This window comes from Aquabacterium sp. TM01 (genome assembly GCF_057808345.1).
Genome location: NZ_AP046529.1, coordinates 2967425 through 2990648, shown reverse-complemented (window position 1 = coordinate 2990648; position 23224 = coordinate 2967425). Strand labels below are relative to the sequence as shown.

Below are 23224 nucleotides of genomic sequence, written 5' to 3'. Positions count from 1 at the left end.
AGACAATCGGGGGATGAGTGATGCATCCCCCGTTTCTGTTTCTGGCGACGCCGCCGAGCCGGTCGTTGCCCCCGTTCCACCCCACCTTGAGTGGCTGAAAGTCGAGTCCCTGGACCTGGAGGCGCAGGGTGTGGCCCACCGCGCCGACGGTAAGGTCGTCTTCATCGAAGATGCGCTCCCCGGTGAAGAGGTGCGCGTCAGCGTGACCCGCCGCAAGAACAACTGGGAGCAGGCGACGATGACCGAACGTCGCCGCGACAGCTCCCAGCGTGTCGAGCCTGGTTGCACCTACTTTGGCCTTTGCGGTGGCTGCAAGATGCAGCACTTTCACGCCAGCGCCCAGGTGGCCGTCAAGCAGCGCGTGCTCGAAGACAACCTCTGGCACCTGGGCAAGGTCAAGCCCGAAACCCTGCTGCGCCCCATCGAAGGCCCGGCCTGGGGCTACCGTTTCCGTGCCCGCCTGTCGGTGCGCTACGTGGCCAAGAAAGGCACCGTGCTGGTCGGTTTCCACGAGCGCAAATCGCGCTATGTGGCCGACATGAAGACCTGCGAGATCCTGCCCCCGCACATGAGCCGCCTGCTGGTGCCGTTGCGCGAGCTGATCGCCAGCATGGACCAGCGTGACCGCCTGCCGCAGATCGAAGTGGCCGTGGGCACCCAGATCACCGTGCTGGTGCTGCGCCATCTGGAGCCGCTCACCGCCGCCGACACCCAGCGCCTGAAAGCTTTTGCCGCCCAGCACAGCCCGGCCGAAGGTGGCCAGCAGGCCATCTCGTGGTGGCTGCAGCCCAAGGGCCCGGACACCGTTCACCCGCTGGACGAGTCCCTGCCCGCGCTGGACTACACCCTGCCCGAGTTCGGCATCACCATGCCGTTCAAGCCGACCGACTTCACCCAGGTGAACCACGCCATCAACCAGGTGCTGGTGGGCCGGGCGCTGCGCCTGCTGCAGGTGCAGAAAGACGAGCGCGTGATCGACTGGTTCTGCGGCCTGGGCAACTTCACCCTGCCGCTGGCCACCCAGGCGCGCGAGGTGCTGGGCATCGAAGGCAGCGAAACCCTGGTGGCCCGCTCGCGTGAGAACGCCTTGGCCAATGGCCAGTCCGAGCGCACCAGCTTCGTGGCCCGCAACCTGTTCGAAATCACCCCGCAAGAGCTGGCCGGCTACGGCCATGCCGACAAGTGGCTGGTCGACCCGCCCCGTGAAGGCGCGTTCGCCCTGGCCAAGGCTGTGGCCGACCTGCACCAGGACCCGACCCTGGTGCCCGACTGGGTGCCGCCCAAGCGCATCGTCTACGTCAGCTGCAGCCCCGGCACCCTGGCCCGCGATGCCGGCCTGCTGGTGCACCAGGGCGGTTACCGCTGCGTGGCGGCGGGTGCGGTCAACATGTTCCCGCACACGGCCCACGTCGAGAGCATGGCAGTGTTCGAGCGCGATTGAGCGCAGCCGTCGGTGCGGGGGCGCTGGTGTCAACCATGCGTCCATGAAAAAAGCCGAGGCATTGACCTCGGCTTTTTGTTGGGGCCTCGCTCAGGAAGCCGCAGGGCGCGTGCCGGCTACCGTCACAGCACTTCAGAGGCGAAATCCGCCAGGCGCGAACGCTCGCCGCGCGCCAGGGTCACGTGGCCCCCGTGCGGCCAGCCCTTGAACTTGTCCACCGCGTAGGTCAGACCTGAGCTGCCTTCGGTCAGGTAAGGCGTGTCGATCTGGGCCAGGTTGCCCAGGCAGACGATCTTGGTGCCGGGGCCGGCGCGGGTGATCAGCGTCTTCATCTGCTTGGGCGTCAGGTTTTGCGCCTCGTCGATGATGACGAACTTGTTCAAGAAGGTGCGCCCGCGCATGAAGTTCAGGCTCTTGATCTTGATCTTGCTGCGCACCAGCTCCGACGTGGCCGCACGACCCCACTCGCCCGCCGTGCTGTCGCCACGCGCCAGCACCTCCAGGTTGTCGTCCAGCGCGCCCATCCAGGGCGACATCTTTTCTTCTTCCGTGCCGGGCAGGAAACCGATGTCATCGCCCACCGGCACCGTCACGCGGGTGACGATGATTTCCGTGTAGCGGCGCTCGTCGAGTACCTGGCTCAGGGCCGCAGCCAGCGTGATCAGGGTCTTGCCGGTACCGGCCGAGCCGGTCAGCGTCACGAAGTCGCAGTCCGGGTCCAGCAGCAGGTTCAGCGCAAAGTTCTGCTCGCGGTTGCGGGCGTTCACGCCCCAGGCCGAGTGCTTGCTGTTGGCGTAGTCCTTGAGCGTGCGGAGCACGGCGCTCTTGCCCGTGATCTCGGTGACCTTGCCATACCAGGGCGTGACGCCCGGGCTTTCCAGGTACACGAACTGGTTGACCATCAGCGTCGGCACGGCGGGGCCGGTGATGCGGTAGTAGGTGATGCCCCCTTGTTGCCAGCTCTCCATGCCCTTGGCGTGGCGCTCCCAGAAGTCGGGGGCCAGGGCCAGCACGCCGGTGTACAGCAGGTCGCCGTCTTCCAGGGTCTTGTCGTTGAAATAGTCCTCGGCGGTCAGGCCCAGCGCACGGGCCTTGATGCGCATGTTGATGTCCTTGGACACCAGCACCACCTCGCGGCCATGGTGTTGCAAGCGCAGCGCCTGAACCACGCCCAGGATCTGGTTGTCGGCCTTGCCCTGGGGCAGGCCGGTGGGCAGCTCGACCGCCAGACCGGTGGTCTGGAAGTACAGATTGCCCTTGGCCTCGATGTGGCCGGTCTTGGCCAGTGCAATGCCCGAGGCCGGGTCCACCTGCTGGCGGGTGCTCAGGTCGGTGGCCAGGGTGTCCAGCTCGCGGCTGACCTGGCGGGCGTTGCGCGCCACCTCGGTCATGCCCTTCTTGTGCCCGTCAAGCTCTTCGAGCGTGATCATGGGCAGGTAGATGTCGTGTTCGTCAAAGCGGAACAGCGACATCGGGTCGTGCAGCAGCACATTGGTGTCGAGCACGAAGAGCTTGGCCGGGCCGCCCACATCGCGCTTGCGGCGCACGCTGGGGCCGGCGTAGCCCGCCGCTGCGGCGCTGGCCGCAGGGCTGGCGGACGGGATGACGGGGCTGCTCGGGCTCTTGTCGGCCACGATCGGCGCTGCGGCGGTCTTCACCGGGGCGGCGGGTTTGCGGCTGGTCTTGCGTGCCGGGCGCGGCGTTTCGCTCACTGGGGCGGCGGGTGCCACGACCTTGGCCCGTTCGAGCGCAGGGACCGGTGTCGGCGTACTCACGCTGGCGACCACATTCGGGCGCGCGCTGGCTGCAGGGGGCGTCTTGTCGGTGGACTTGGGGGCGGTTTTGGCGGCTTTGGGCTGCGATGCGAAGTCGACATCGGTCAGCATGTCAGCGCGTTTGGTGGGCGGCTTGGGCAAGGGCATGGTGCGGTCCGTGGCGAGGGTTCACAAACAAAAAAGCCGCACAGGGCAATGTGCGGCCTTGAAGGGGGCGATCAGGCGGAGGTGCGTCGCGCACGCGGCGGATCGGGAGGGTGACAGGTGACCGAGTTGCAAAAAGCTCAGGTTCATGAAATTGATTATGCACACTCTGCGCCATGCTCTGGGGCTCAGGCCGCCGAGGGGTGGTTTTGTCCGTGTCGCGCAACACTTGGCCCCACGAGTCGGTGTGGGCAGGCATGAAAAAAGCGCCCCGCAGGGCGCTTGATCCGATGCCGGGCATCTTGCAGGATCAGGCAGCTTCCTGCTTGAGGCCTTGCACGGCTTTCAGCACCTCTTCGACGTGGCCGGCCACCTTCAGGCCACGCCATTCTTCGCGGAGGATGCCATCCGGTCCGATCAGGAAGGTCGAGCGCTCAATGCCCTTGACCTTCTTGCCGTACATGATCTTGTTCTTGACCACGCCGAACATGTGGCATAGTTTTTCTTCGGTGTCGGCAATCAGCTCGAACGGCAGTTCCAGGTTCTGCTTGAACTTGTCATGCGAAACCAGGTTGTCTCGAGAAACGCCGAACACCACGGCTCCAGCCTTGACGAATTCCTTGTGCATGTCGCGGAATTGCATGGCTTCGGTCGTGCATCCAGGGGTGTGGTCCTTCGGGTAGAAGTACAGCACCACGGTCTGTCCGACAAAGCTCTGAGGGGTGAACTTCACGCCGCCTGTGGCGAGCGCTTCGAATTCCGGCAAAGGTTTGTTGAGGGCGGGTGTCATGTTGTAGTGATCAGCTGCCTGCGTGAAAAGTAGCCCTCTATTATAAAGTACTGAGCCATTGCTGCTTGTAAAGTCACCCGTTTGGGCTAAACGTCATCCGTTTGACAGTCTGTTCAGGGGTGCACCAGCAGCGCCGCCATCACGCGCCGCCCTTCACCGGCCAGCACGTTGTAGGTGCGGCAGGCCGCTGCCGTGTCCATGGTTTCCACCCCGATGCGGGCGGCCATCAGGCTGCGCAGCAAGGCCGGATGAGGGAAACGCAGGCGGGGGCCACTGCCGAAAATCACCACCTCGGGGGCCGCGGCCAGGATGTCGGCGAAGTGGGCTTCCTGCAGATCGTCGAGCGTGGCCACCGGCCAGGCCTGAACCGGGCCGACATGCGACACCAGGATGCTGTGCGCGTAGCTTTCGCCGTTGACGGAGACCGCGTCGCGGGTGCAGGCATTGATCACATTGACGCCTTCGGCGCGGTCGGCATGCAGTTTCATGGCAGGAATGGCTCGGAAAAGCCCGCGTTCGCCGTGCGAAGCAGGGCGCCCGGGAGTGGGCGGGTGTGGTTAAATTCTATCTTTCCCCCATTTCGTCTGCAGTGGAGCCCGTTTTGAAACCCATCGCCAAGTCCAGCAAACTCGCCAACGTCTGTTATGACATCCGTGGGCCCGTGCTGGAAAAAGCGCGCCAGATGGAAGAAGACGGCCACAAGATCATCAAGCTCAACATCGGCAACCTGGCCGTGTTCGGGCTGGAGCCACCGGACGAGATCGTGCAGGACATGATCCGCAACCTGGCTGGCGCGGCCGGTTACACCGACTCCAAGGGCCTGTTTGCCCCGCGCAAGTCGGTGGTGCACTACTGCCAGGAAAAGGGCATTCAGGGTGTGACGGTCGATGACGTCTACCTGGGCAACGGCGCCTCCGAGCTGATCGTGATGGCCCTGAACGCCCTACTCAACGAAGACGACGAGGTGCTGCTGCCGGCCCCCGACTACCCGCTGTACACGGCGGCCGTCTCGCTGTCCGGTGGCCGTCCGGTCCACTACATTTGCGACGAGCAGGCCGACTGGAACCCCGACATTGCCGACATCCGCGCCAAGATCACGCCGCGCACCAAGGCCATCGTCGTCATCAATCCGAACAATCCGACCGGTGCGCTCTACCCTGAGAGCCTACTCAAAGAGATCATCCAGGTCGCCCGTGAGCACCAGCTCATCGTGCTGGCCGACGAGATCTACGACAAGACCCTGTTCGACGGCAACACGCACACCTCCATGGCCTCGCTGGCCGAAGACGTGCTGTTCCTGACCTTCAACGGGCTGAGCAAGAACTACCGTTCGTGCGGCTACCGCGCTGGCTGGATGGTGGTGTCGGGCGAGAAGCGCCACGCCAAGGACTACATCGAGGGCCTGAACATGCTGGCCTCGATGCGCCTGTGCGCCAACACGCCCGGTCAGCTCGCGATTCAGACGGCGCTGGGCGGCTATCAGAGCATCAAGGACCTGGTCGCGCCCACCGGCCGCCTGTGCAAGCAGCGCGACCTGGCCTACGAGCTGCTCAACAAGATCCCGGGTGTCAGCGTGGTCAAGCCCAAGGGCGCGCTTTACATGTTCCCGCGCCTCGACCCCAAGATGTACCCCATCGCCGACGACCAGCAGTTTGCCTACGAGCTGCTGGCCGAAGAGAAGGTGCTGATCGTGCAGGGCACGGGCTTCAACTGGCCCCATCCCGACCACTTCCGCCTGGTCTTCCTGCCCAACAGCGACGATCTGGCCGAAGCCATTGGCCGCATTGCGCGCTTCCTGGAAAGCTACCGCAAGCGCCACGGTACGGCAGCCGCCTGAGTCGGCACCCGAGCAGCAAGCACCCATTCCCCCATTTTGAACACGTCACGCCGCCCACAAGGTGGCGCGCACCGAGAGAAGAGAATCCTATGAGCCAAGAACAACTGCGTCCTGTCAAAGTCGGCCTGCTGGGCATCGGTACGGTCGGTGGTGGCACCTTCACGGTGCTGAGCCGCAACCAGGAAGAGATCCGCCGCCGTGCGGGCCGTGGCATCGAGATCGCCATGGTGGCCGACCTCAACACCGAGCGCGCCAAGGAAGTGGTGGGCGACGCCGCCCAGGTCGTGGCCGATGCGCGCGCCGTGATCGCCAACCCCGAGATCGACGTGGTGGTGGAGCTGATCGGCGGCTACGGCATTGCCAAGGCGCTGGTGCTGGAAGCCATTGCCGCCGGCAAGCACGTGGTCACGGCCAACAAGGCCCTGCTGGCCGTGCATGGCACCGAGATCTTCGCGGCCGCCCGCGACAAGGGCGTGATGGTGGCGTTCGAAGCCGCCGTGGCCGGTGGCATCCCCATCATCAAGGCCCTGCGTGAAGGACTGACCGCCAACCAGATCCAGTGGGTGGCCGGCATCATCAACGGCACGACCAACTTCATCCTGTCCGAAATGCGTGACAAGGGCCTGGACTTCGACGTGGTGCTGAAAGAAGCGCAACGTCTGGGTTACGCCGAAGCCGATCCCACCTTCGACATCGAAGGTGTGGACGCGGCCCACAAGGCGACGCTGCTGAGCGCCATCGCCTTTGGCGTGCCCGTGCAGTTCGACAAGGCCCACGTGGAAGGCATCACCAAGCTGTCGGCCACCGACATCAAGTACGCTGAGCAACTGGGCTACCGCATCAAGCTGCTGGGCATTGCCCGCCGCCGTGATAACGGGATCGAGCTGCGCACGCACCCGACCCTGGTGCCGATGCGCCGCCTGATCGCCAACGTCGAAGGCGCCATGAACGCCGTGCTGGTGCAGGGCGATGCCGTGGGCACGACCATGTACTACGGCAAGGGCGCCGGCTCCGAGCCGACTGCCTCGGCCGTGATCGCCGACCTGGTGGACATTGCCCGTCAGATCGATGCACCGGCCGCCTCGCGTGTGCCGGCGCTGGGTTTCCAGTCCAACCAGCTGTCCAACCTGCCGATCCTGCCGATCGAAGAGGTCATTACCTCGTTCTACCTGCGCCTGCGCGTGGCCGACCAGACCGGCGTGCTGGCCAAGCTCACCGGCATCCTGGCCGAGCAGGGCATCAGCATCGACGCGGTCATCCAGCGTGAAGCCGACGAGGTCAGTGGTGAAGGTGGTAACCAGACCGACCTGATGATCCTGACGCACGACACCAAGGAAGGCGCGATGAACAAGGCGCTGGCCGCCATGCAGGCCCTGCCGACCGTGCTGGCGCCGATCGTCAAGCTGCGCAAGGAAGAGTTGGCATGAAATACATCAGCACCCGCGGCGACAAGACCGAGCGCCACTTCTGCGAGATCCTGCTGGAAGGCCTGGCGCCCGATGGCGGCCTCTACCTGCCGGTGGCCTATCCCAAGGTCGACGACGCCACGCTCACCAAGTGGCGTGGCCTGAGCTATGCCGAGCTGGCCTTCGAGGTCCTGTCGCTCTACATCGACGACATCCCCGCAGCCGACCTGAAGGACATCACGGCCCGCACCTACAACAAGTCGGTGTATGGCTTTGACGAGATCACTCCCCTGAAGCCGCTGGAGCCAGGGCTGGCACTGCAAGCGCTGTCCAACGGCCCCACGCTGGCCTTCAAGGACATGGCCATGCAGCTGCTGGGCAACCTGTTCGAGTACGAACTGGCCCGCCGTGGTGAGCAGCTCAACATCCTGGGTGCCACGTCGGGTGACACCGGCAGCGCGGCCGAATACGCCATGCGCGGCAAGAAGGGCGTGCGCGTCTTCATGCTGTCGCCGCACGGGCGCATGAGCGCCTTCCAGCAGGCCCAGATGTTCAGCCTGCAGGACCCCAACATCCATAACCTGGCCGTCGAAGGCGTGTTCGACGACGCGCAAGACATCGTCAAGGCCGTCTCCAACGACCTGGCCTTCAAGCGCCAGTACAAGATCGGCACGGTCAACTCGATCAACTGGGCGCGCCTGCTGGCTCAGGTCGTGTACTACTTCGCCGGCTACTTCTACGCCACCAAGTCGAACGCCGAGAAGGTCAGCTTCACGGTGCCGTCGGGCAACTTCGGCAACGTCTGCGCTGGCCACGTCGCCCGCATGATGGGCCTGCCCGTTGACCAGCTGGTCGTGGCCACCAACGAGAACAATGTGCTCGACGAGTTCTTCCGCACCGGCAGCTACCGCGTGCGCGGCAGCGCCGAGACGTACGAAACCTCGTCACCGTCGATGGACATCTCCAAGGCGTCCAACTTCGAGCGCTTCGTGTTCGACCTGCTGGGCCGCGACGGTGCGCGCGTGAAGGCGCTGTTCAAGGACGCGATCGAGCAGCAAGGCGAGTTCCACCTGTCGGCCGATGAGTTCGCCAAGGTGGCAGGCTACGGCTTCGTGTCGGGCACCAGCAAGCACAGCGACCGCCTGGCCACCATCAAGGACACCTTCGAGCGTTTCGGCGTGATGATCGACACCCACACGGCCGACGGCCTGAAGGTGGCGCGCGAGCACGTCAAGGCTGGCATCCCGATGCTGGTGCTGGAAACCGCCTTGCCGGCCAAGTTTGCCGAGACCATCGTCGAAGCCACGGGTCGTCAACCCGAGCGTCCGCAATGGATCCAGGGTTTGGACGGTCTGGAAGAGCTGCCCAAGCGCTTTGTGGTGGTGCCCAACAATACCCAGACGGTGAAGGACTACATCGTCCAGCACTGCAACGACTGAGCGCGCTTTTTACGAAGCCCTCAGTGTCCCGGTTCTCTGCAGGAGTGGCGCCATGGCGGCTGCGTTCAAACCCTTGATGCCGCTGGACGAGGCCTGGTCTCGTCTGCATGCGGCGGTGGTCGAGCACCTGGGGCAGGCGCCCTGCTCGACCGACCTTGTGGACAGCTTTGACGCCCTGGGGCGCGTGCTGGCCGAAGACTTGGTGTCGACGGTGGACGTGCCGCCGCTCGACAACAGCGCCATGGACGGCTATGCCGTACGCGCGTCCGACCTGCCGCTGGCGGGCCAGGAGGGTGCCGATGTGGCCGCCGTGAGCCTGCCGCAAGGCCAGCGCATTGCTGCCGGTCAGGTGGGCGCCACGCTGCAGCCGGGCACCTGTGCGCGCATCTTCACCGGCGCGCCTGTGCCCGAGGGCGCTGACGCCGTCGTGATGCAGGAGCACACGGCGACGGATGCCGCCACCGGCTCGGTGCACTTCAAAGAGACCATCCAGACCGGCCAGAACATCCGTCGCCGGGGCGAAGACATCGCCCAGGGCCAGACGGTGTTGCATGCCGGCGTTCGCCTGACCCCGGCCGGACTGGGCGTGGCCGCTTCGGTGGGCGCCGCCTCGCTTACCGTGTTCCGCCGCCCCAAGGTGGGCGTGCTGACCACGGGCGATGAACTGGTGATGCCGGGCGAGCCCTTGCCACCGGGCGCCATCTACAACAGCAACCGCCACACGCTGCGTGGCCTGGTGCAGGCCACGGGTGCGCAGGCGTGCGATCTGGGCGTGGTGCCGGACGATCTGGCAGCCACACGTGCCGCCTTGCGCGCGGCCGCCGAACAGCACGACCTGATCATCACCAGTGGCGGCGTTTCGGTGGGAGAAGAAGACCACCTGCGCAATGCCGTGCTGGCCGAAGGCGGCCTGGATTTCTGGGCCCTGGCCATCAAGCCGGGCAAGCCCTTCGTGTTCGGTTGGATCCAGCGCGCCGATGGCAGCCGCGCCCTCTACATGGGCCTGCCCGGCAACCCGGTCGCCAGCTTCGTGACCTTCCTCTTGCTGGTGCGTCCGGTGCTGGGCCTGCTGGCTGGCGAGGGCTGGCACCTGCCGCAGGCCGTGTCCCTGGTCGCCGATTTCAGCTGGCCCAAGCCCGACAAGCGCCGCGAGTTCCTGCGGGCGCGTCTGGACGCGCAGGGCAGGGTGGTGCTGCACCCGCACCAGGGCTCGGGCGTGCTGAGTTCGGCAGCGTGGGCCGAGGGCGTGGTGGACCTGCCTTCAGGCACCATCGTTCGACCGGGCGATGCCGTGAATTTCATTTCCATGGCAGAGTTGGTGCAACCTTCTCTCTCTGCCCGCCAGCCCTGAGCGCGGGCTCGGCATCATGAGCATCACCGTCCGTTATTTCGCCGCTGTCCGCGAACAGCTTGGTCCTTCTGAAACCTTGTCCTGGGCGGACACCGCCGCGCACACCGTGGGCGAACTGCGCCAGTGGCTGATCGGCCGCTCGGCCGCTCATGCGGCAGCGCTGGACCTGGCCAAGGGCCTGCGCACCGCCTGTAACCAGACCCTGTGCAACGCCGACCAGGCGGTGCAGGATGGCGACGAGGTGGCTTTCTTCCCACCGGTGACAGGCGGCTGAGATGAGCGATCACGACACGGCCTTGCAGGACGCCTTGGCCTGCGTGCGCGTGAGCCCGGACGACTTCGACCTGGGCGCCGAGGTCGCGGCCTTGCGCGGTCAGGATCCGCAAGTGGGGGCGGTGGTCAGCTTCGTGGGCACGGTGCGTGAGTGGGCGCAAGCCGCCGCACCTGGTAGCCCGCCGGCCATCATGGAGCTGGAGCACTACCCCGGCATGACCGAGCGCAGCATCGCCGAGCTGATCGTCGAGGCACGTCGGCGCTTCGATGTGCGCGGCGTCAAGGTGATTCACCGCGTGGGCCCATTGGCCGTGTGCGACCAGATCGTGCTGGTGGTGGTCAGTTCGGCCCACCGGGGCGATGCGTTTCATTGCGCCGAGTTCCTGATGGACTGGCTCAAGACCCAGGCGCCGTTTTGGAAGAAAGAGTCGGCCGGGGGCGAGAGCCGCTGGGTGGACGCGCGTGTCAGCGACGACCAGGCCGCCGCGCGCTGGGGTGGGCTGCAGACGCCGCCCAACGTGGCCCAGGGCTGAGCCCCGCGAACCCCAGGCACCCCGCATGCTGGCCATCGACGTCTTCACCTGCTATGGCGTGGCCGGCGCTGGCTCGCTTGTGGGGCTGGTCCTCATTTCGCAGATCCGCACCGATCAGAACCGCGTGCGCAGCGCGCTGGACCTGTATCGCTGGGCGTTTTGTTGCCTGAGCGCACTGTTGTGGGTCGTGCTGAGTCCGGATGACTGGCGTCCGCTCGTCACGCAGGGCGCCATCGGCTTTGCAGCCGCGGGCGTGACCTTGCTGGCCTGGGCGTTCCGGCAGCTCAACGGGCGGCGGACCCCGCCGCGCGTGGGGTGGGCACTGACCGCCTCGGCTGCCGTCGTGCTGTGGGGGGTGGCGGCTCTGGGCTCGGACACCGCGTATGTTCAGGCCGTGGCCTGGGTGTTTGCCTTGGTCGGCCTGGCGATGGCCTTGGATCAGGGATGGCTGATTTTGCGCAGCCCCCGCATCCAGCGCAGCGAGTTGAGCCTGCTGATCGTGGCGGCCGTCTTTGCCATGATCTGGGTGATCACGCTGGCGCATGTGCTCTCGGAGGAGGGGGGGGCTTACCCGGCCCACTGGCTGTACGCGCCGGACTGGCTGTTGCCCATCACGGCGCTGGGCTTTGCGATCTTGCCGCTGTCGGTGGCGGCGGTGGTGTTCGCCATCATCAACCAGCGTCTCAACCAGCAGTTGCGCAACCGGGCCCTGTCCGATGACCTGACCGGGGCGCTGTCCCGGCGCGGCCTGCGGGAGCTGGGCGAGCGCATGCTGTCCATGCAGGCCCATCAGCCCACCTCGGTGGCGGTGCTGATGATGGATGTGGACCACTTCAAGGCCGTCAACGACCGTTACGGGCACCAGGTGGGAGACGACGTGCTGCGCCAGGTCACCCAGCAGACCCGAGAGCGCCTGCGTGACGACGCATTGCTGGCCCGTTACGGCGGTGAGGAGTTCACGGTGCTGCTGCCGGTGCGCAGCCACCTGGAGGCCAGTGCCGTGGCCGAGCGCCTGCGCCAGATGCTGGCGCTGACGCCGTGCGAAACGCGGGGCGGGCCGGTCGCCATCACTGTCAGCATCGGGGTGGCCTTCAACCGCCCGGAGGGCACGCTGGAAGACGCCTTGGCCCGGGCCGATGCCTGTCTGTACGAGGCCAAGCAGGCCGGGCGCAACCGGGTGGTCACCGCACGGCCCGACGCCTGATCAGGCTTGATCTGGCGCAAGTGGGCGGGAGGCTGAGGGTCGATCCCCTTGAAATGTCACCGGACTGCCCTATCTTCATGAGCAATCGGCGCCGATCTCCGGGGCCACGGGAGCACTCATGCGACTCGACAAACTCACACAAACATTTCAGGAAGCGCTGACCGAGGCCCAAAGCCTGGCGGTGACACGCGACAACCCCTACATCGAACCCGCCCATATCCTGCTGGCCATGCTGCAGCAGGACGACGGCCCCAAGGCCTTGCTGGAGCGCGCGGGCGTCAAGGTGGGCCCTCTGATGGCGGGCCTGACCAAACAGATCGACAAGCTGCCCCAGGTGCAAGGTGCCGAGCAGGTGCAAGCCGGCCGCGACACGGTCAGCCTGCTGCAGGGCGCCGAGAAGGAAGCTCACAAGCAGGGCGACAACTACATCGCCAGCGAGATGTTCTTGCTGGCGCTGGCCGATCACAAGGGCGAAACGGGCGAACTGGCCCGCGACCACGGCCTGAGCCGCAAATCCCTGGAAGCCGCCGTCAAGGCCGTGCGTGGAGACCAGAAGGTGGACAACCCCGAAGCCGAAGGCCAGCGCGAGGCGCTGAAAAAATACACCCTGGACCTGACCGAGCGTGCCCGTCAGGGCAAGCTTGACCCGGTGATCGGCCGTGACGAGGAAATCCGCCGTGCCATCCAGGTGCTGCAACGCCGCTCCAAGAACAACCCGGTGCTGATCGGTGAGCCCGGCGTGGGCAAGACCGCCATCGTCGAAGGGCTGGCGCAGCGCATCGTGGCCGGCGAGGTGCCCGATTCGCTCAAGAACAAGCGTGTGCTGGTGCTGGACATGGCCTTGCTGCTGGCCGGCGCCAAGTACCGCGGTGACTTCGAAGAGCGCCTGAAGGGCGTGCTGAAAGAAGTGGCCAAGGACGAAGGCCAGACCATCATGTTCATCGACGAGATCCACACCATGGTCGGTGCGGGCAAGGCCGATGGCGCGATGGACGCCGGCAACATGCTCAAGCCCGCCCTGGCGCGCGGCGAGCTGCACTGCATCGGCGCGACCACGCTGGACGAATACCGCAAGTACATCGAGAAGGACGCCGCGCTGGAGCGCCGCTTCCAGAAGATCCTCGTGGGCGAGCCCACTGTCGAGGCCACCATCGCCATCCTGCGCGGTTTGCAGGAAAAGTACGAGGTGCACCATGGCGTGGACATCACCGACCCGGCCATCGTGGCCGCGGCCGAGCTGTCGAACCGCTACATCACCGACCGTTTCCTGCCCGACAAGGCCATCGACCTGATCGACGAGGCCGCGGCCAAGATCAAGATCGAGCTGGACTCCAAGCCCGAGGTGATGGACCGCCTCGACCGCCGCATGATCCAGCTGCAGATCGAGCGCGAGGCCGTCAAGCGCGAGAAGGACGAGGCGTCGGTCAAGCGTTTCGAGCTGCTCAACGAAGAGATCACCAAGCTGCAAAAGGAAATCGCCGACCTGGACGAGATCTGGAAGGCCGAAAAGGCCCAGGCCCAGGGCAGCCAGAGCGTGCGCGAAGAGATCGACAAAGTACGCCAGAAGATCGAGGAGCTGACCCGCAAGGGCGATTTGACCAAGGTGGCCGAGCTGCAATACGGCAAGCTGCCCGAGCTGGAAAAGCGCCTGAAGGACGCCCAGGAGAAGGAAAACGCCAAGGGCAAGGCAGGCAAGGATGGCGTGGGCCGGCCTCAGCTGCTGCGCACCCAGGTGGGCGCTGAGGAGATCGCCGAAGTGGTGGCGCGTGCCACCGGCATCCCCGTGTCCAAGCTGATGCAGGGCGAACGCGACAAGCTGCTGTCCATGGAGGACAAGCTGCACGAGCGGGTCGTGGGTCAACAGGAGGCCATCGTGGCGGTATCGGACGCCATCCGCCGCTCTCGCGCCGGCCTGTCTGACCCCAACCGGCCCTATGGCTCCTTCCTGTTCCTGGGCCCCACCGGCGTGGGCAAGACCGAACTGTGCAAGGCGCTGGCCGGCTTCCTGTTCGACAGCGAAGACCACCTGATCCGCATCGACATGAGCGAGTTCATGGAGAAGCACTCGGTGAGCCGCCTGATCGGCGCGCCTCCTGGCTATGTGGGCTACGAAGAAGGCGGTACGCTGACCGAAGCCGTGCGTCGCAAGCCCTACAGCGTGGTCCTGCTCGACGAGGTCGAGAAGGCGCACCCGGACGTGTTCAACGTGCTGCTGCAGGTGCTTGACGACGGTCGTCTGACCGATGGCCAGGGCCGTACCGTGGACTTCAAGAACACCGTGATCGTGATGACCTCCAACCTGGGCTCACACCACATCATGCAGATGGCCGGTCAGCCCGCCGAGGACATCAAAGACGCGGTGTGGGTGGAGGTCAAGCAGCACTTCCGTCCCGAGTTCCTGAACCGGATCGACGAGGTGGTGGTGTTCCATGCGCTGGACCGCGCGCACATCGCGTCCATCGCCAAGATCCAGCTCAAGGGGCTGGAGGGGCGTCTGCAGCAGATGGACATGGAGCTCGACGTCTCGCCCGAGGCGCTGGCCGAACTCGCCAAGGTGGGCTTCGATCCGGTGTTCGGTGCCCGTCCGCTCAAGCGCGCCATCCAGCAGCGCATCGAGAATCCGGTGGCCAAGCTCATCCTGCAAGGCAAGTTCGGCCCCAAGGATGTGATCCCGGTGCAGGTCAACGCCGACGGCGAATTCCAGTTCGACCGCGTGGTGCATTGAGTCCGCTCGGGCGTCCGCCTGACGCCTGATCCACCGTCCCTTCATCGCCCCTTTCGAGGGGCGATTTTCATGGTGCTGCCGATGGGGCGAACCTGAAACTGTTCGGCCGACAGGTGCCGGGCCTGCAGAGCGACGGCCAGGTCGCGTGGGGGCTGATCCAGGGGCTCATCGGTCAGCTGGAACGTGCCCCAGTGCACCGCCAGGGCCTGCTTGCAACCCAGGTCCTGGAAGATTTGCACCGCCTCTTCTGGGTTCACATGCTGGTCCTTCATGAACCAGCGCGGCTCGTAAGCGCCGATGGGCAGCAGCGCCAGGTCAAACCCACCACCTTGTTCCGGCGTTTGCGCACGCGCAAAGTGCTGGCGGATGTCGGTGAAGTCCTTCGAGTACGCCGTGTCGCCCGCGAAGAAGACGTGGCAGTCGGGCGAGAGCACCGCAAAGCCGCCCCACAGGCTGCGCAGGGCGTCGCGGGTGGTGCGGGCGGACCAGTGTTGAGCCGGTGTCAGCACCACGGGCATGCGCAGAGAGCGTTCAGCGGCGGGCAGCACGTGCTCGTCCCACCAGTCCAGCTCGACCACGTGGTGGATGCCTCGCCGTGCGAACCAGTGCTTGTGGCCCAGCGGCGTGATGAACAGCGGTGCGCCCCCCGCCTGCTGGGACAGCGCCGCCAGCGAGGCCTCGTCCATGTGGTCATAGTGGTTGTGCGACAGCAGCACCACGTCGATGCGGGGCAACTGATCGAGGCGCAAGCCCGGTGGGGTCTGGCGCTGCGGGCCGGCCCATTGCACCGGAAAGCAGCGTTCGGAAAACACTGGGTCCGTCAGCAGGTTCAGGCCGCCGATCTGCAGCAGCACCGTGATGTGCCCGATCCAGGTGGCCGCCGGCTGCATGGCCAGGCCCGCCTGGGCATTGGCGTGGATGAAGTCCAGATCCGGCGCGACCACAGGGATCGGCGCTTGCAGCGGGCGAGGGTGCCCTGCTCGCCAGGCCTGCCAGCGCCACCGCAAGATCTCGTGCCAGCGCTTGCCCCGGAACGACTGGTAGTTGTTCTGGAAACCGTCGGGCCGATGGTGCTTCTTCGCCGGGTTGTAGTACGGGTTCTTCATCGCAACGAGTGAAATGGGCGCAAGCGGGTACAAGAAAGCCCCGGCAGGCGTCACCTGGCGGGGCTGTGTAGACCCGGCGTTTCGTGCCGGGTTCACTGGGTGTCCAAGCTGAATCAGGCCACTGACACCGGGATCTTGCCGATCTTGGCTTGCCAGGTCTTGGGCCCTTCGATGTGGGCGCTGGTGCCACCGCTGTCCACGGCCACGGTCACGGGCATGTCAACCACGTCGAACTCGTAGATCGCTTCCATGCCCAGGTCTTCAAAGCCCACCACCTTGGCGGACTTGATGGCCTTGGACACCAGGTAGGCGGCGCCGCCCACGGCCATCAGGTAAGCCGACTTGTGCTTCTTGATGGACTCGATGGCAACCGGGCCGCGCTCGGCCTTGCCGATCATCGAGATCAGGCCGGTCTTCTCCAACATCATGTCGGTGAACTTGTCCATGCGGGTGGCAGTGGTGGGGCCAGCCGGGCCGACGGCTTCGTCGCGCACCGGATCGACCGGGCCCACGTAGTAGATCACGCGGTTGGTGAAGTCCACGGGCAGCTTCTCGCCCTTGGCCAGCATGTCCTGGATGCGCTTGTGTGCGGCATCGCGGCCGGTCAGCATCTTGCCGTTGAGCAGCAGGGTCTGGCCCGGCTTCCACGAAGCCACTTCTTCTTTCGTCAGCGTGTTCAGGTCGATGCGCTTGGACTTGTTGTAGTCCGGCGCCCAGTGCACGTCGGGCCACAGGTCCAGGCTCGGCGGGGTCAGGTAAGACGGGCCCGAGCCATCGAGCACGAAGTGCGCATGGCGGGTGGCCGCGCAGTTCGGGATCATGGCAATCGGCTTGGAGGCCGCGTGCGTCGGGTAGGTCTTGATCTTGACGTCCAGCACGGTGGTCAGGCCACCCAGGCCTTGGGCGCCAATGCCCAGGGCGTTGACCTTTTCGTACAGCTCGATGCGCAGCTCTTCCAGCTTGTTCTGGGGGCCGCGGGCCAACAGCTCGTACATGTCGATGTCGTCCATCAACGATTCCTTGGCGAGCAAGGCGGCCTTTTCAGCCGTGCCACCCACGCCAATGCCCAGCATGCCTGGCGGGCACCAGCCAGCGCCCATGGTCGGCACGGTCTTGAGCACCCAGTCGACGATGTTGTCAGACGGGTTGAGCATGTAGACCTTGGACTTGTTTTCCGAGCCGCCGCCCTTGGCCGCAACGGTCACGTCCACCGTGTCGCCGGGGATCACGTCCATGAAGACCACGGCCGGGGTGTTGTCCTTGGTGTTCTTGCGCTCGAAGATGGGGTCGGACAGCACCGACGCACGCAGCTTGTTGTCGGGGTTGTTGTACCCACGGCGCACGCCTTCGTCCACGGCGTCCTGGATGCTGTGGGTGCCGAAGCCCTCCCACTTCACGTTCATCCCGATCTTCAGGAAGACGTTGACGATGCCGGTGTCCTGGCAGATCGGGCGACGGCCCTCGGCGCTCATGCGCGAGTTGGTCAGGATCTGGGCGATCGCATCCTTGGCCGCCGGGCTTTCCTCGCGCTCGTAGGCGCGCGCCAGGTGGGCGATGTAGTCGGCCGGGTGGTAGTAGCTGATGTATTGCAGCGCGGCTGCGACACTTTCAACGAGATCGTCGTAGCGAATGGTCGTCATGTCAGGGCCTTTGTGGGGCGTTGTGGAGTGGGGTAGGGCCGAGGCAAGTCCACAGTGCTTGCACCGTCCAAGCGGTCGATTTTACTGCGCCACGCCGGCGTGTCAGCAGTGCCGACCCGAGGGCGCGGGCGTGTGGGGGCTCAATGTTCGCGGTGCGTGGCCTGGTGCAGCAACTTGTCTGTCATGGCAATGGCCATGGCGGAGAACAGGAAGACCACGTGGATCACGGTTTGCGAGATCAGCACCTTGTCCGAATAGTTTTCGGCGTTGATGAAGGTCTTGAGCAGGTGGATCGACGAGATCCCGATGATGGCGGTCGCCAGCTTGACCTTCAGCACCGAGGCGTTGACATGGTCCAGCCACTCCGGCTGGTCGGGATGGCCTTCCAGGTTCAGGCGAGAGACAAAAGTTTCGTAGCCCCCGATGATCACCATGATCAGCAGGTTCGAGATCATCACCACGTCGATCAGGCCCAGCACCACCAGCATGATCGTGGTCTCGGTCAGGTGGGTGGGCACCACATCGGCCTTCTGGCCCGAGGCCTGGAAAATCAGCTTGAGCGCGTCCTGATTCCCGAACGCGGCCTCGATCAGGTGCACCAGTTCCACCCAGAAATGGAAAACGTACACCGTCTGCGCGAGGATCAGTCCGACATACAGCGGCAACTGCAGCCAACGGCTGGCAAAAATGAAGGAGGGCAGAAGGCCCGCTTTGAGGGGTTGACGAGGTGTGCTCATGGGGTGTCGGGAAAATCCGGGTGTGAAATTCTAGAGTTAGGCGCATTGTCGCGGGTTGGCAGGGGCAAACGCGCATGATGTGAAGGCCCTGTCAATCGATCAGCCAGCGCCACAAGCGTTGCCACCCAGGAGCCCTCACCATGACTGGTACCAACCAGACCCCCAGCATCCTCCACCCCGTTTCCGAGGCTTTCGCTCGCACCGCACACATCGGTAGCCGAGCCGCCTACGACGAACTCTGTGCCGAGGCACAAAAAGACTACGCCGGCTACTGGTCCCGCCTGGCCCGCGAGTTCCTCACCTGGCACAAGCCTTTCACGCGTGCGCTCGACGAGAGCCAGGCTCCGTTCTACCGCTGGTTCGACGACGGGCAGATCAACGCATCGTACAACTGCCTCGACCGCCACGTCGAAGCCGGCCGGGGCGACAAGGTCGCCATCATCTTTGAGTCGGATGACGGCAAGGTGACCCATGTGACCTATCGGGAGCTGCTCTCCCGCGTGAGTCAATTGGCCAACGTGCTCAAGGCTCAGGGGGTTCAAAAGGGTGACCGCGTGGTGCTGTATCTGCCCATGTCGGTGGAGGGCGTGGTGGCCATGCAGGCTTGCGCCCGCATTGGCGCCACGCACTCGGTCGTGTTCGGTGGCTTCTCGGCGCAAAGCCTGCGCGACCGCATCGAAGACGCCGGCGCCGTCATGGTCATCACCGCTGACGAGCAGCTGCGCGGCGGCAAGTCTCTGCCTTTGAAGGCCATCGTTGACGAGGCGATCGGTCTGGGTGGCTGCGACAGCCTGCGCCAGGTCATCGTCTGCCGTCGCACTGGCGGCCAGATCAACATGGTGGCGGGTCGTGACGTCTGGATGGACGATGTGCTGAGCGCACAAAGCGATGTCTGCCTACCCGAGTGGGTCGAGGCCGAGCACCCGCTGTTCCTGCTCTACACCTCCGGCTCGACCGGCAAGCCCAAGGGCGTGCAACACGCCACGGGCGGTTACCTGCTGCACGCGGCGCTGACCACCAAGTGGACCTTCGACATGAAGCCCGACGATGTGTTCTGGTGCACGGCCGACATTGGCTGGATCACCGGACACACCTACGTGGCCTATGGTCCCTTGGCCCTGGGTGGTACCCAGGTCGTCTTCGAGGGCGTACCCACTTACCCCGACGCGGCCCGCTTCTGGCGCATGATCCAGGCTCACAAGGTCACGATCTTCTACACCGCGCCCACCGCCATCCGCGCCCTGATCAAGGCCGCCGAATCGGATGCCGCCGTGCACCCGCGTAACTTCGACCTCAGCAGCCTGCGCCTGCTGGGCACCGTGGGCGAGCCGATCAACCCGGCTGCCTGGGAGTGGTACCACCGCGAAATCGGTGGCGGCCGCTGCCCCATCGTTGACACCTTCTGGCAGACCGAAACCGGTGGCCACATGATCACGCCGCTGCCAGGCGCCCACGAACTGACGCCGGGCTCCTGCACGCTGCCGTTCCCCGGCATCGACGCCGCCGTGGTCGACGAAGCCGGCAAGGAAGTGCCGTGGGGGCAGGGCGGTGTGCTGGTGGTGCGCAAGCCCTGGCCTTCCATGATCCGCACCATCTGGAACGACCCCGAGCGCTTCAAGAAGAGCTACTACCCTGAGGATTTCGGTGGCAAGTACTACCTGGCCGGCGACGGCGCCATCCGCGATGCGGTGACCGGCTACTTCACCATCACCGGTCGCATCGACGACGTGCTGAACGTGTCGGGCCACCGCATGGGCACGATGGAAATCGAATCGGCGCTGGTCTCGCACCCGCTGGTGGCCGAAGCCGCCGTGGTGGGCCGTCCGGACGACCTGACCGGCGAGGCCATCTGCGCGTTCGTGGTGCTCAAGCGCCCCCGTCCAGAAGGCGACGAGGCCAAGCAGATCGCCACCGAGCTGCGCAACCATGTGGGCCACGCCATTGGCCCCATCGCCAAGCCCAAGGACATCCGCTTCGGCGACAACTTGCCCAAGACCCGCTCCGGCAAGATCATGCGCCGCCTGCTGCGTGTGGTCGCCAAGGGTGAATCGGTGACCCAGGATACGAGCACGCTGGAAAATCCGGCCATTCTTGATCAACTGTCGCAGGCCAATTGATGTAGTACTGAAAACAGTATTGATCAAATATAAATCCCGCCCACTGGATTACCCCGGTGGCGGGATTTTTTTGTTTATGCGTCAATCGTTGATTTTGGCGCCTTGGCTATAAGCATAAACACCTACAACATATATGGGTGGTGTGCACCATTTCCTAGCATTCCCCCTTATTCACATGGCATGCAAAGGCACCTAAATTAGGGGTCGAGCTTGCCAAAAGCAGGCTCGTCCCTGTAAACAAGGAGCACCTAATATGGCAAGCACCCAAATCAAAGATGCGCCGATGACGGCCGAGGAGCGGAAAGTCATTTTCGCTTCCAGCTTGGGCACGGTTTTCGAGTGGTACGACTTTTATCTTTATGGCTCGTTGGCAGCCATCATCGCCAAACAGTTCTTCGCGGGCCTCGATCCCACGTCCGGCTTCATTTTCGCCTTGCTGGCTTTCGCTGCCGGTTTCATCGTCCGACCATTTGGTGCTTTGGTGTTCGGTCGCCTGGGTGACATGATCGGGCGCAAGTACACCTTCCTTGTCACGATCTTGCTGATGGGGGTCTCGACCTTCATCGTGGGTATCTTGCCCAACTACAACACCATCGGTGTGGCCGCTCCGGTCATCCTGATTGCACTGCGCCTGCTGCAAGGTCTGGCGCTGGGTGGTGAGTATGGTGGTGCTGCCACGTATGTGGCCGAGCACGCACCGCACGGCCGTCGGGGTGCCTACACCGCCTGGATTCAAACCACAGCCACGCTGGGTCTGTTCCTGTCGCTGCTCGTCATCTTGGGTACCCGTACTGCGATTGGCGAAGAGGCCTTCCAGGACTGGGGCTGGCGCGTGCCGTTCGTCGTCTCGATCGCTCTGCTGGCCATCAGCGTGTGGATCCGACTGAGCATGAACGAGTCGCCTGCCTTCAAGAAGATGAAGGAAGAAGGCAAGACCTCCAAGGCACCGCTGTCCGAGTCCTTCGGCCAATGGTCTAACCTGAAGATCGTGCTGATCGCCCTGTTCGGCCTGGTCGCCGGCCAAGGTGTGGTCTGGTACACGGGGCAGTTCTATGCCCTGTTCTTCCTGACGCAAGCCCTGAAGGTGGACGGTGCCACGGCCAACATCCTGGTGGCGGTGTCTTTGCTGATCGCGACGCCTTTCTTCGTGATCTTCGGGACGCTGTCTGACAAGATCGGCCGCAAGCCCATCATCCTGGGTGGCTGCCTGATCGCGGCGGTGACCTACTTTCCGCTGTTCAAGGCCCTGACGGAAGCCGCCAACCCTGACCTGGCTCACGCTCAGGCCAATGCGCCGGTGTCTTTGGTGGCCAACCCGGCCGAGTGCTCCTTCCAGTTCAACCCGACCGGTACTGCTAAGTTCACCAGCTCGTGCGACGTGGCCAAGCAGGTGCTCGCCAACAACTCCGTGAACTACGAGAGCATCGATGGCTCGGGCGTGGCCCAGATCAAGGTCGGCGACAAGGTCATCGAGTCTTACTCCGCTGTGGGCCTCTCGGCTGAAGATGCCAAGGCCAAGGACGCGGCATTCAAGAAGACCGTGATCGATGCGGTGCGTGAAGCAGGCTACCCGGCCAAGGCCGATCCGGCCAAGCTCAACAAGCCTCTGGTGGTCGGTATCCTGACCTTGCTGGTGATCTATGTGACCATGGTTTATGGTCCCATCGCCGCCATGCTGGTGGAAATGTTCCCGACCCGCATCCGCTACACCTCGATGAGCTTGCCGTACCACATCGGTACCGGTTGGTTCGGTGGCTTGCTGCCGACCACCGCCTTCGCCATCGTGGCCCAGACCGGGAACATCTACAACGGCCTGTGGTACCCGATCATCATCGCCCTGATGACCTTTGTGCTCGGCATGTTCCTGGTTCGCGAAACCAAGGACGTCGACATCTACAAGGACGACTGATGCCTCTGAGGGGCAAGGGCCACAAGCCTTTGCCCCACGGATCCGCACCAAGCGATCTGATGCCCTCCCTGGTGGAGGGCATTATTTTTTTGGGGCTTACTTGAGCGACAAAATCCAGGCGCTCAATTGCTTGGCTTCGGCCGCGCTCACCTGGCTTTGCGCCGGCATGGGGCCCATCGGCATCTTCCAGACACCGCCGCCGCCCTTGAGTACTTTCTCGGCCAGTTTGGCGTCCATGCCTTTTTGGCCGCGGTATTTGTTGGCGACATCTTTGAAGGCCGGGCCCAACACCGCCTTGTCCACACCGTGACAGCTCAGGCAGGCTTTGCGTTGCGCCAGCTCCTGATTCGCCAGGGCGGGCGTGACCGCTGTGGCGCTCAGGCACAGGGTCAGGAGGCTCATTGCGGCAATCTTCATGGATTTCCTTTCCGCGTGCGGTCATTCCAGTTGAGAATGTCCCAACAATAGCGTGAAATCCCATGGTGGGGTTGACCGTGGTGCTTCGTGCCAGTGTCGTGGCAGAAGGAGTGAGGCGATGTGGTTTGTGGCAATTGGCGTCGTGATGGCGCTCATGCAGTTTTTCGGAATTGGCCCCTTGGCCAGCTGGACCTGGGCCAACGATTGGGTCATGTTGCTCCTGCCTTTCGCCTTGGCCGTGGCCTGGTGGACCTGGAGCGATGCCACGGGTTACACCCGCCGCAAAGCGATGGAACGCGACGACGAGCGCCGTGACGCGCGCCGCCAGAAAGCCATCGATGCGCTGGGCCTGAAACGGGGTGGTCGCAAGTAAGGCCATC

General features: G+C 64.5%; 19 protein-coding genes. 12 read left to right on the top strand and 7 right to left on the bottom strand.

The window, feature by feature from the left end; genetic code table 11:
• Window positions 1–13 precede the first annotated feature (13 nt).
• Complete coding sequence (gene rlmD, locus AC3WW4_RS13780) at window positions 14–1441, top strand: 23S rRNA (uracil(1939)-C(5))-methyltransferase RlmD (protein WP_488829039.1); 1428 nt, start codon at window positions 14–16, stop codon at window positions 1439–1441.
• Between the two features lie 122 nt (window positions 1442–1563).
• Here rlmD and AC3WW4_RS13775 read toward each other — a convergent pair whose 3' ends face one another.
• The 3 genes from AC3WW4_RS13775 to AC3WW4_RS13765 form a co-directional block, all read right to left on the bottom strand.
• Window positions 1564–3363: a PhoH family protein gene (locus tag AC3WW4_RS13775; protein ID WP_488829038.1), complete on the bottom strand. Its 1800-nt coding sequence runs from the start codon at window positions 3361–3363 to the stop codon at window positions 1564–1566.
• A 307-nt stretch (window positions 3364–3670) separates the two neighbouring features.
• Window positions 3671–4150 carry a peroxiredoxin gene (locus AC3WW4_RS13770; protein ID WP_320366322.1) on the bottom strand — a complete coding sequence of 160 codons (480 nt, stop codon included), beginning with the start codon at window positions 4148–4150 and terminating at the stop codon, window positions 3671–3673.
• A gap of 113 nt (window positions 4151–4263) precedes the next feature.
• Complete coding sequence (locus tag AC3WW4_RS13765; protein WP_488829037.1) at window positions 4264–4638, bottom strand: Mth938-like domain-containing protein; 375 nt, start codon at window positions 4636–4638, stop codon at window positions 4264–4266.
• 113 nt (window positions 4639–4751) lie between these two features.
• Here AC3WW4_RS13765 and AC3WW4_RS13760 point away from each other — a divergent pair, with 113 nt between their 5' ends.
• The 8 genes from AC3WW4_RS13760 to clpB all read left to right on the top strand — a co-directional run bounded on the left by AC3WW4_RS13760 (window position 4752) and on the right by clpB (window position 14918).
• Window positions 4752–5987 carry a pyridoxal phosphate-dependent aminotransferase gene (locus AC3WW4_RS13760; RefSeq protein WP_488829036.1) on the top strand — a complete coding sequence of 412 codons (1236 nt, stop codon included), beginning with the start codon at window positions 4752–4754 and terminating at the stop codon, window positions 5985–5987.
• Between the two features lie 104 nt (window positions 5988–6091).
• A complete protein-coding gene (locus tag AC3WW4_RS13755) occupies window positions 6092–7414 on the top strand; it encodes a homoserine dehydrogenase (RefSeq protein ID WP_488829757.1) in 1323 nt (440 codons plus the stop codon).
• Window positions 7411–8832, top strand: coding sequence for a threonine synthase (thrC, locus tag AC3WW4_RS13750; RefSeq protein WP_488829035.1), 1422 nt, complete (start codon window positions 7411–7413; stop codon window positions 8830–8832). Before AC3WW4_RS13755 ends, thrC begins: the two co-directional genes overlap by 4 nt.
• A 52-nt stretch (window positions 8833–8884) precedes the next feature.
• Window positions 8885–10183, top strand: coding sequence for a molybdopterin molybdotransferase MoeA (locus AC3WW4_RS13745; protein ID WP_488829034.1), 1299 nt, complete (start codon window positions 8885–8887; stop codon window positions 10181–10183).
• 16 nt (window positions 10184–10199) lie between these two features.
• Window positions 10200–10457, top strand: coding sequence for a molybdopterin converting factor subunit 1 (gene moaD / locus AC3WW4_RS13740; RefSeq protein WP_488829033.1), 258 nt, complete (start codon window positions 10200–10202; stop codon window positions 10455–10457).
• A 1-nt stretch (window position 10458) separates the two neighbouring features.
• The gene (locus tag AC3WW4_RS13735) at window positions 10459–10989 is read left to right on the top strand and encodes a molybdenum cofactor biosynthesis protein MoaE (protein WP_488829032.1); all 531 of its coding nucleotides are present in this window, start codon (window positions 10459–10461) and stop codon (window positions 10987–10989) included.
• A 25-nt stretch (window positions 10990–11014) separates the two neighbouring features.
• Window positions 11015–12193, top strand: a complete 1179-nt coding sequence (locus tag AC3WW4_RS13730; RefSeq protein WP_488829031.1) for a GGDEF domain-containing protein — start codon at window positions 11015–11017, stop codon at window positions 12191–12193.
• Window positions 12194–12311: 118 nt separating this feature from the next.
• Window positions 12312–14918, top strand: a complete 2607-nt coding sequence (gene clpB, locus AC3WW4_RS13725) for an ATP-dependent chaperone ClpB (protein ID WP_488829030.1) — start codon at window positions 12312–12314, stop codon at window positions 14916–14918.
• A 41-nt stretch (window positions 14919–14959) separates the two neighbouring features.
• Here the strand turns inward: clpB and AC3WW4_RS13720 are convergent, their stop codons facing one another.
• From AC3WW4_RS13720 to AC3WW4_RS13710, 3 genes are all read right to left on the bottom strand, one after another.
• Window positions 14960–16024 (bottom strand): MBL fold metallo-hydrolase, encoded by a 1065-nt coding sequence (locus AC3WW4_RS13720; RefSeq protein ID WP_488829029.1) that lies wholly within the window; start codon window positions 16022–16024, stop codon window positions 14960–14962.
• Window positions 16025–16137: 113 nt separating this feature from the next.
• The gene (locus AC3WW4_RS13715; protein ID WP_488829028.1) at window positions 16138–17664 is read right to left on the bottom strand and encodes a fumarate hydratase; all 1527 of its coding nucleotides are present in this window, start codon (window positions 17662–17664) and stop codon (window positions 16138–16140) included.
• 140 nt (window positions 17665–17804) lie between these two features.
• Entirely contained in the window at window positions 17805–18401 is a 597-nt protein-coding gene (locus tag AC3WW4_RS13710) for a TIGR00645 family protein (protein ID WP_488829027.1), read from the bottom strand.
• Window positions 18402–18541: 140 nt separating this feature from the next.
• Between AC3WW4_RS13710 and acs the strand changes: the two genes are divergently transcribed.
• On the top strand, window positions 18542–20518 hold the full coding sequence (gene acs / locus AC3WW4_RS13705) for an acetate--CoA ligase (protein ID WP_488829026.1): 1977 nt from the start codon (window positions 18542–18544) through the stop codon (window positions 20516–20518).
• 253 nt (window positions 20519–20771) lie between these two features.
• Window positions 20772–22427 carry an MFS transporter gene (locus tag AC3WW4_RS13700; protein ID WP_488829025.1) on the top strand — a complete coding sequence of 552 codons (1656 nt, stop codon included), beginning with the start codon at window positions 20772–20774 and terminating at the stop codon, window positions 22425–22427.
• Between the two features lie 96 nt (window positions 22428–22523).
• Here AC3WW4_RS13700 and AC3WW4_RS13695 read toward each other — a convergent pair whose 3' ends face one another.
• A complete protein-coding gene (locus AC3WW4_RS13695; protein ID WP_488829024.1) occupies window positions 22524–22829 on the bottom strand; it encodes a c-type cytochrome in 306 nt (101 codons plus the stop codon).
• A 133-nt stretch (window positions 22830–22962) separates the two neighbouring features.
• Here AC3WW4_RS13695 and AC3WW4_RS13690 point away from each other — a divergent pair, with 133 nt between their 5' ends.
• Entirely contained in the window at window positions 22963–23217 is a 255-nt protein-coding gene (locus AC3WW4_RS13690; protein WP_488829023.1) for a TIGR04438 family Trp-rich protein, read from the top strand.
• Window positions 23218–23224: the final 7 nt, after the last annotated feature.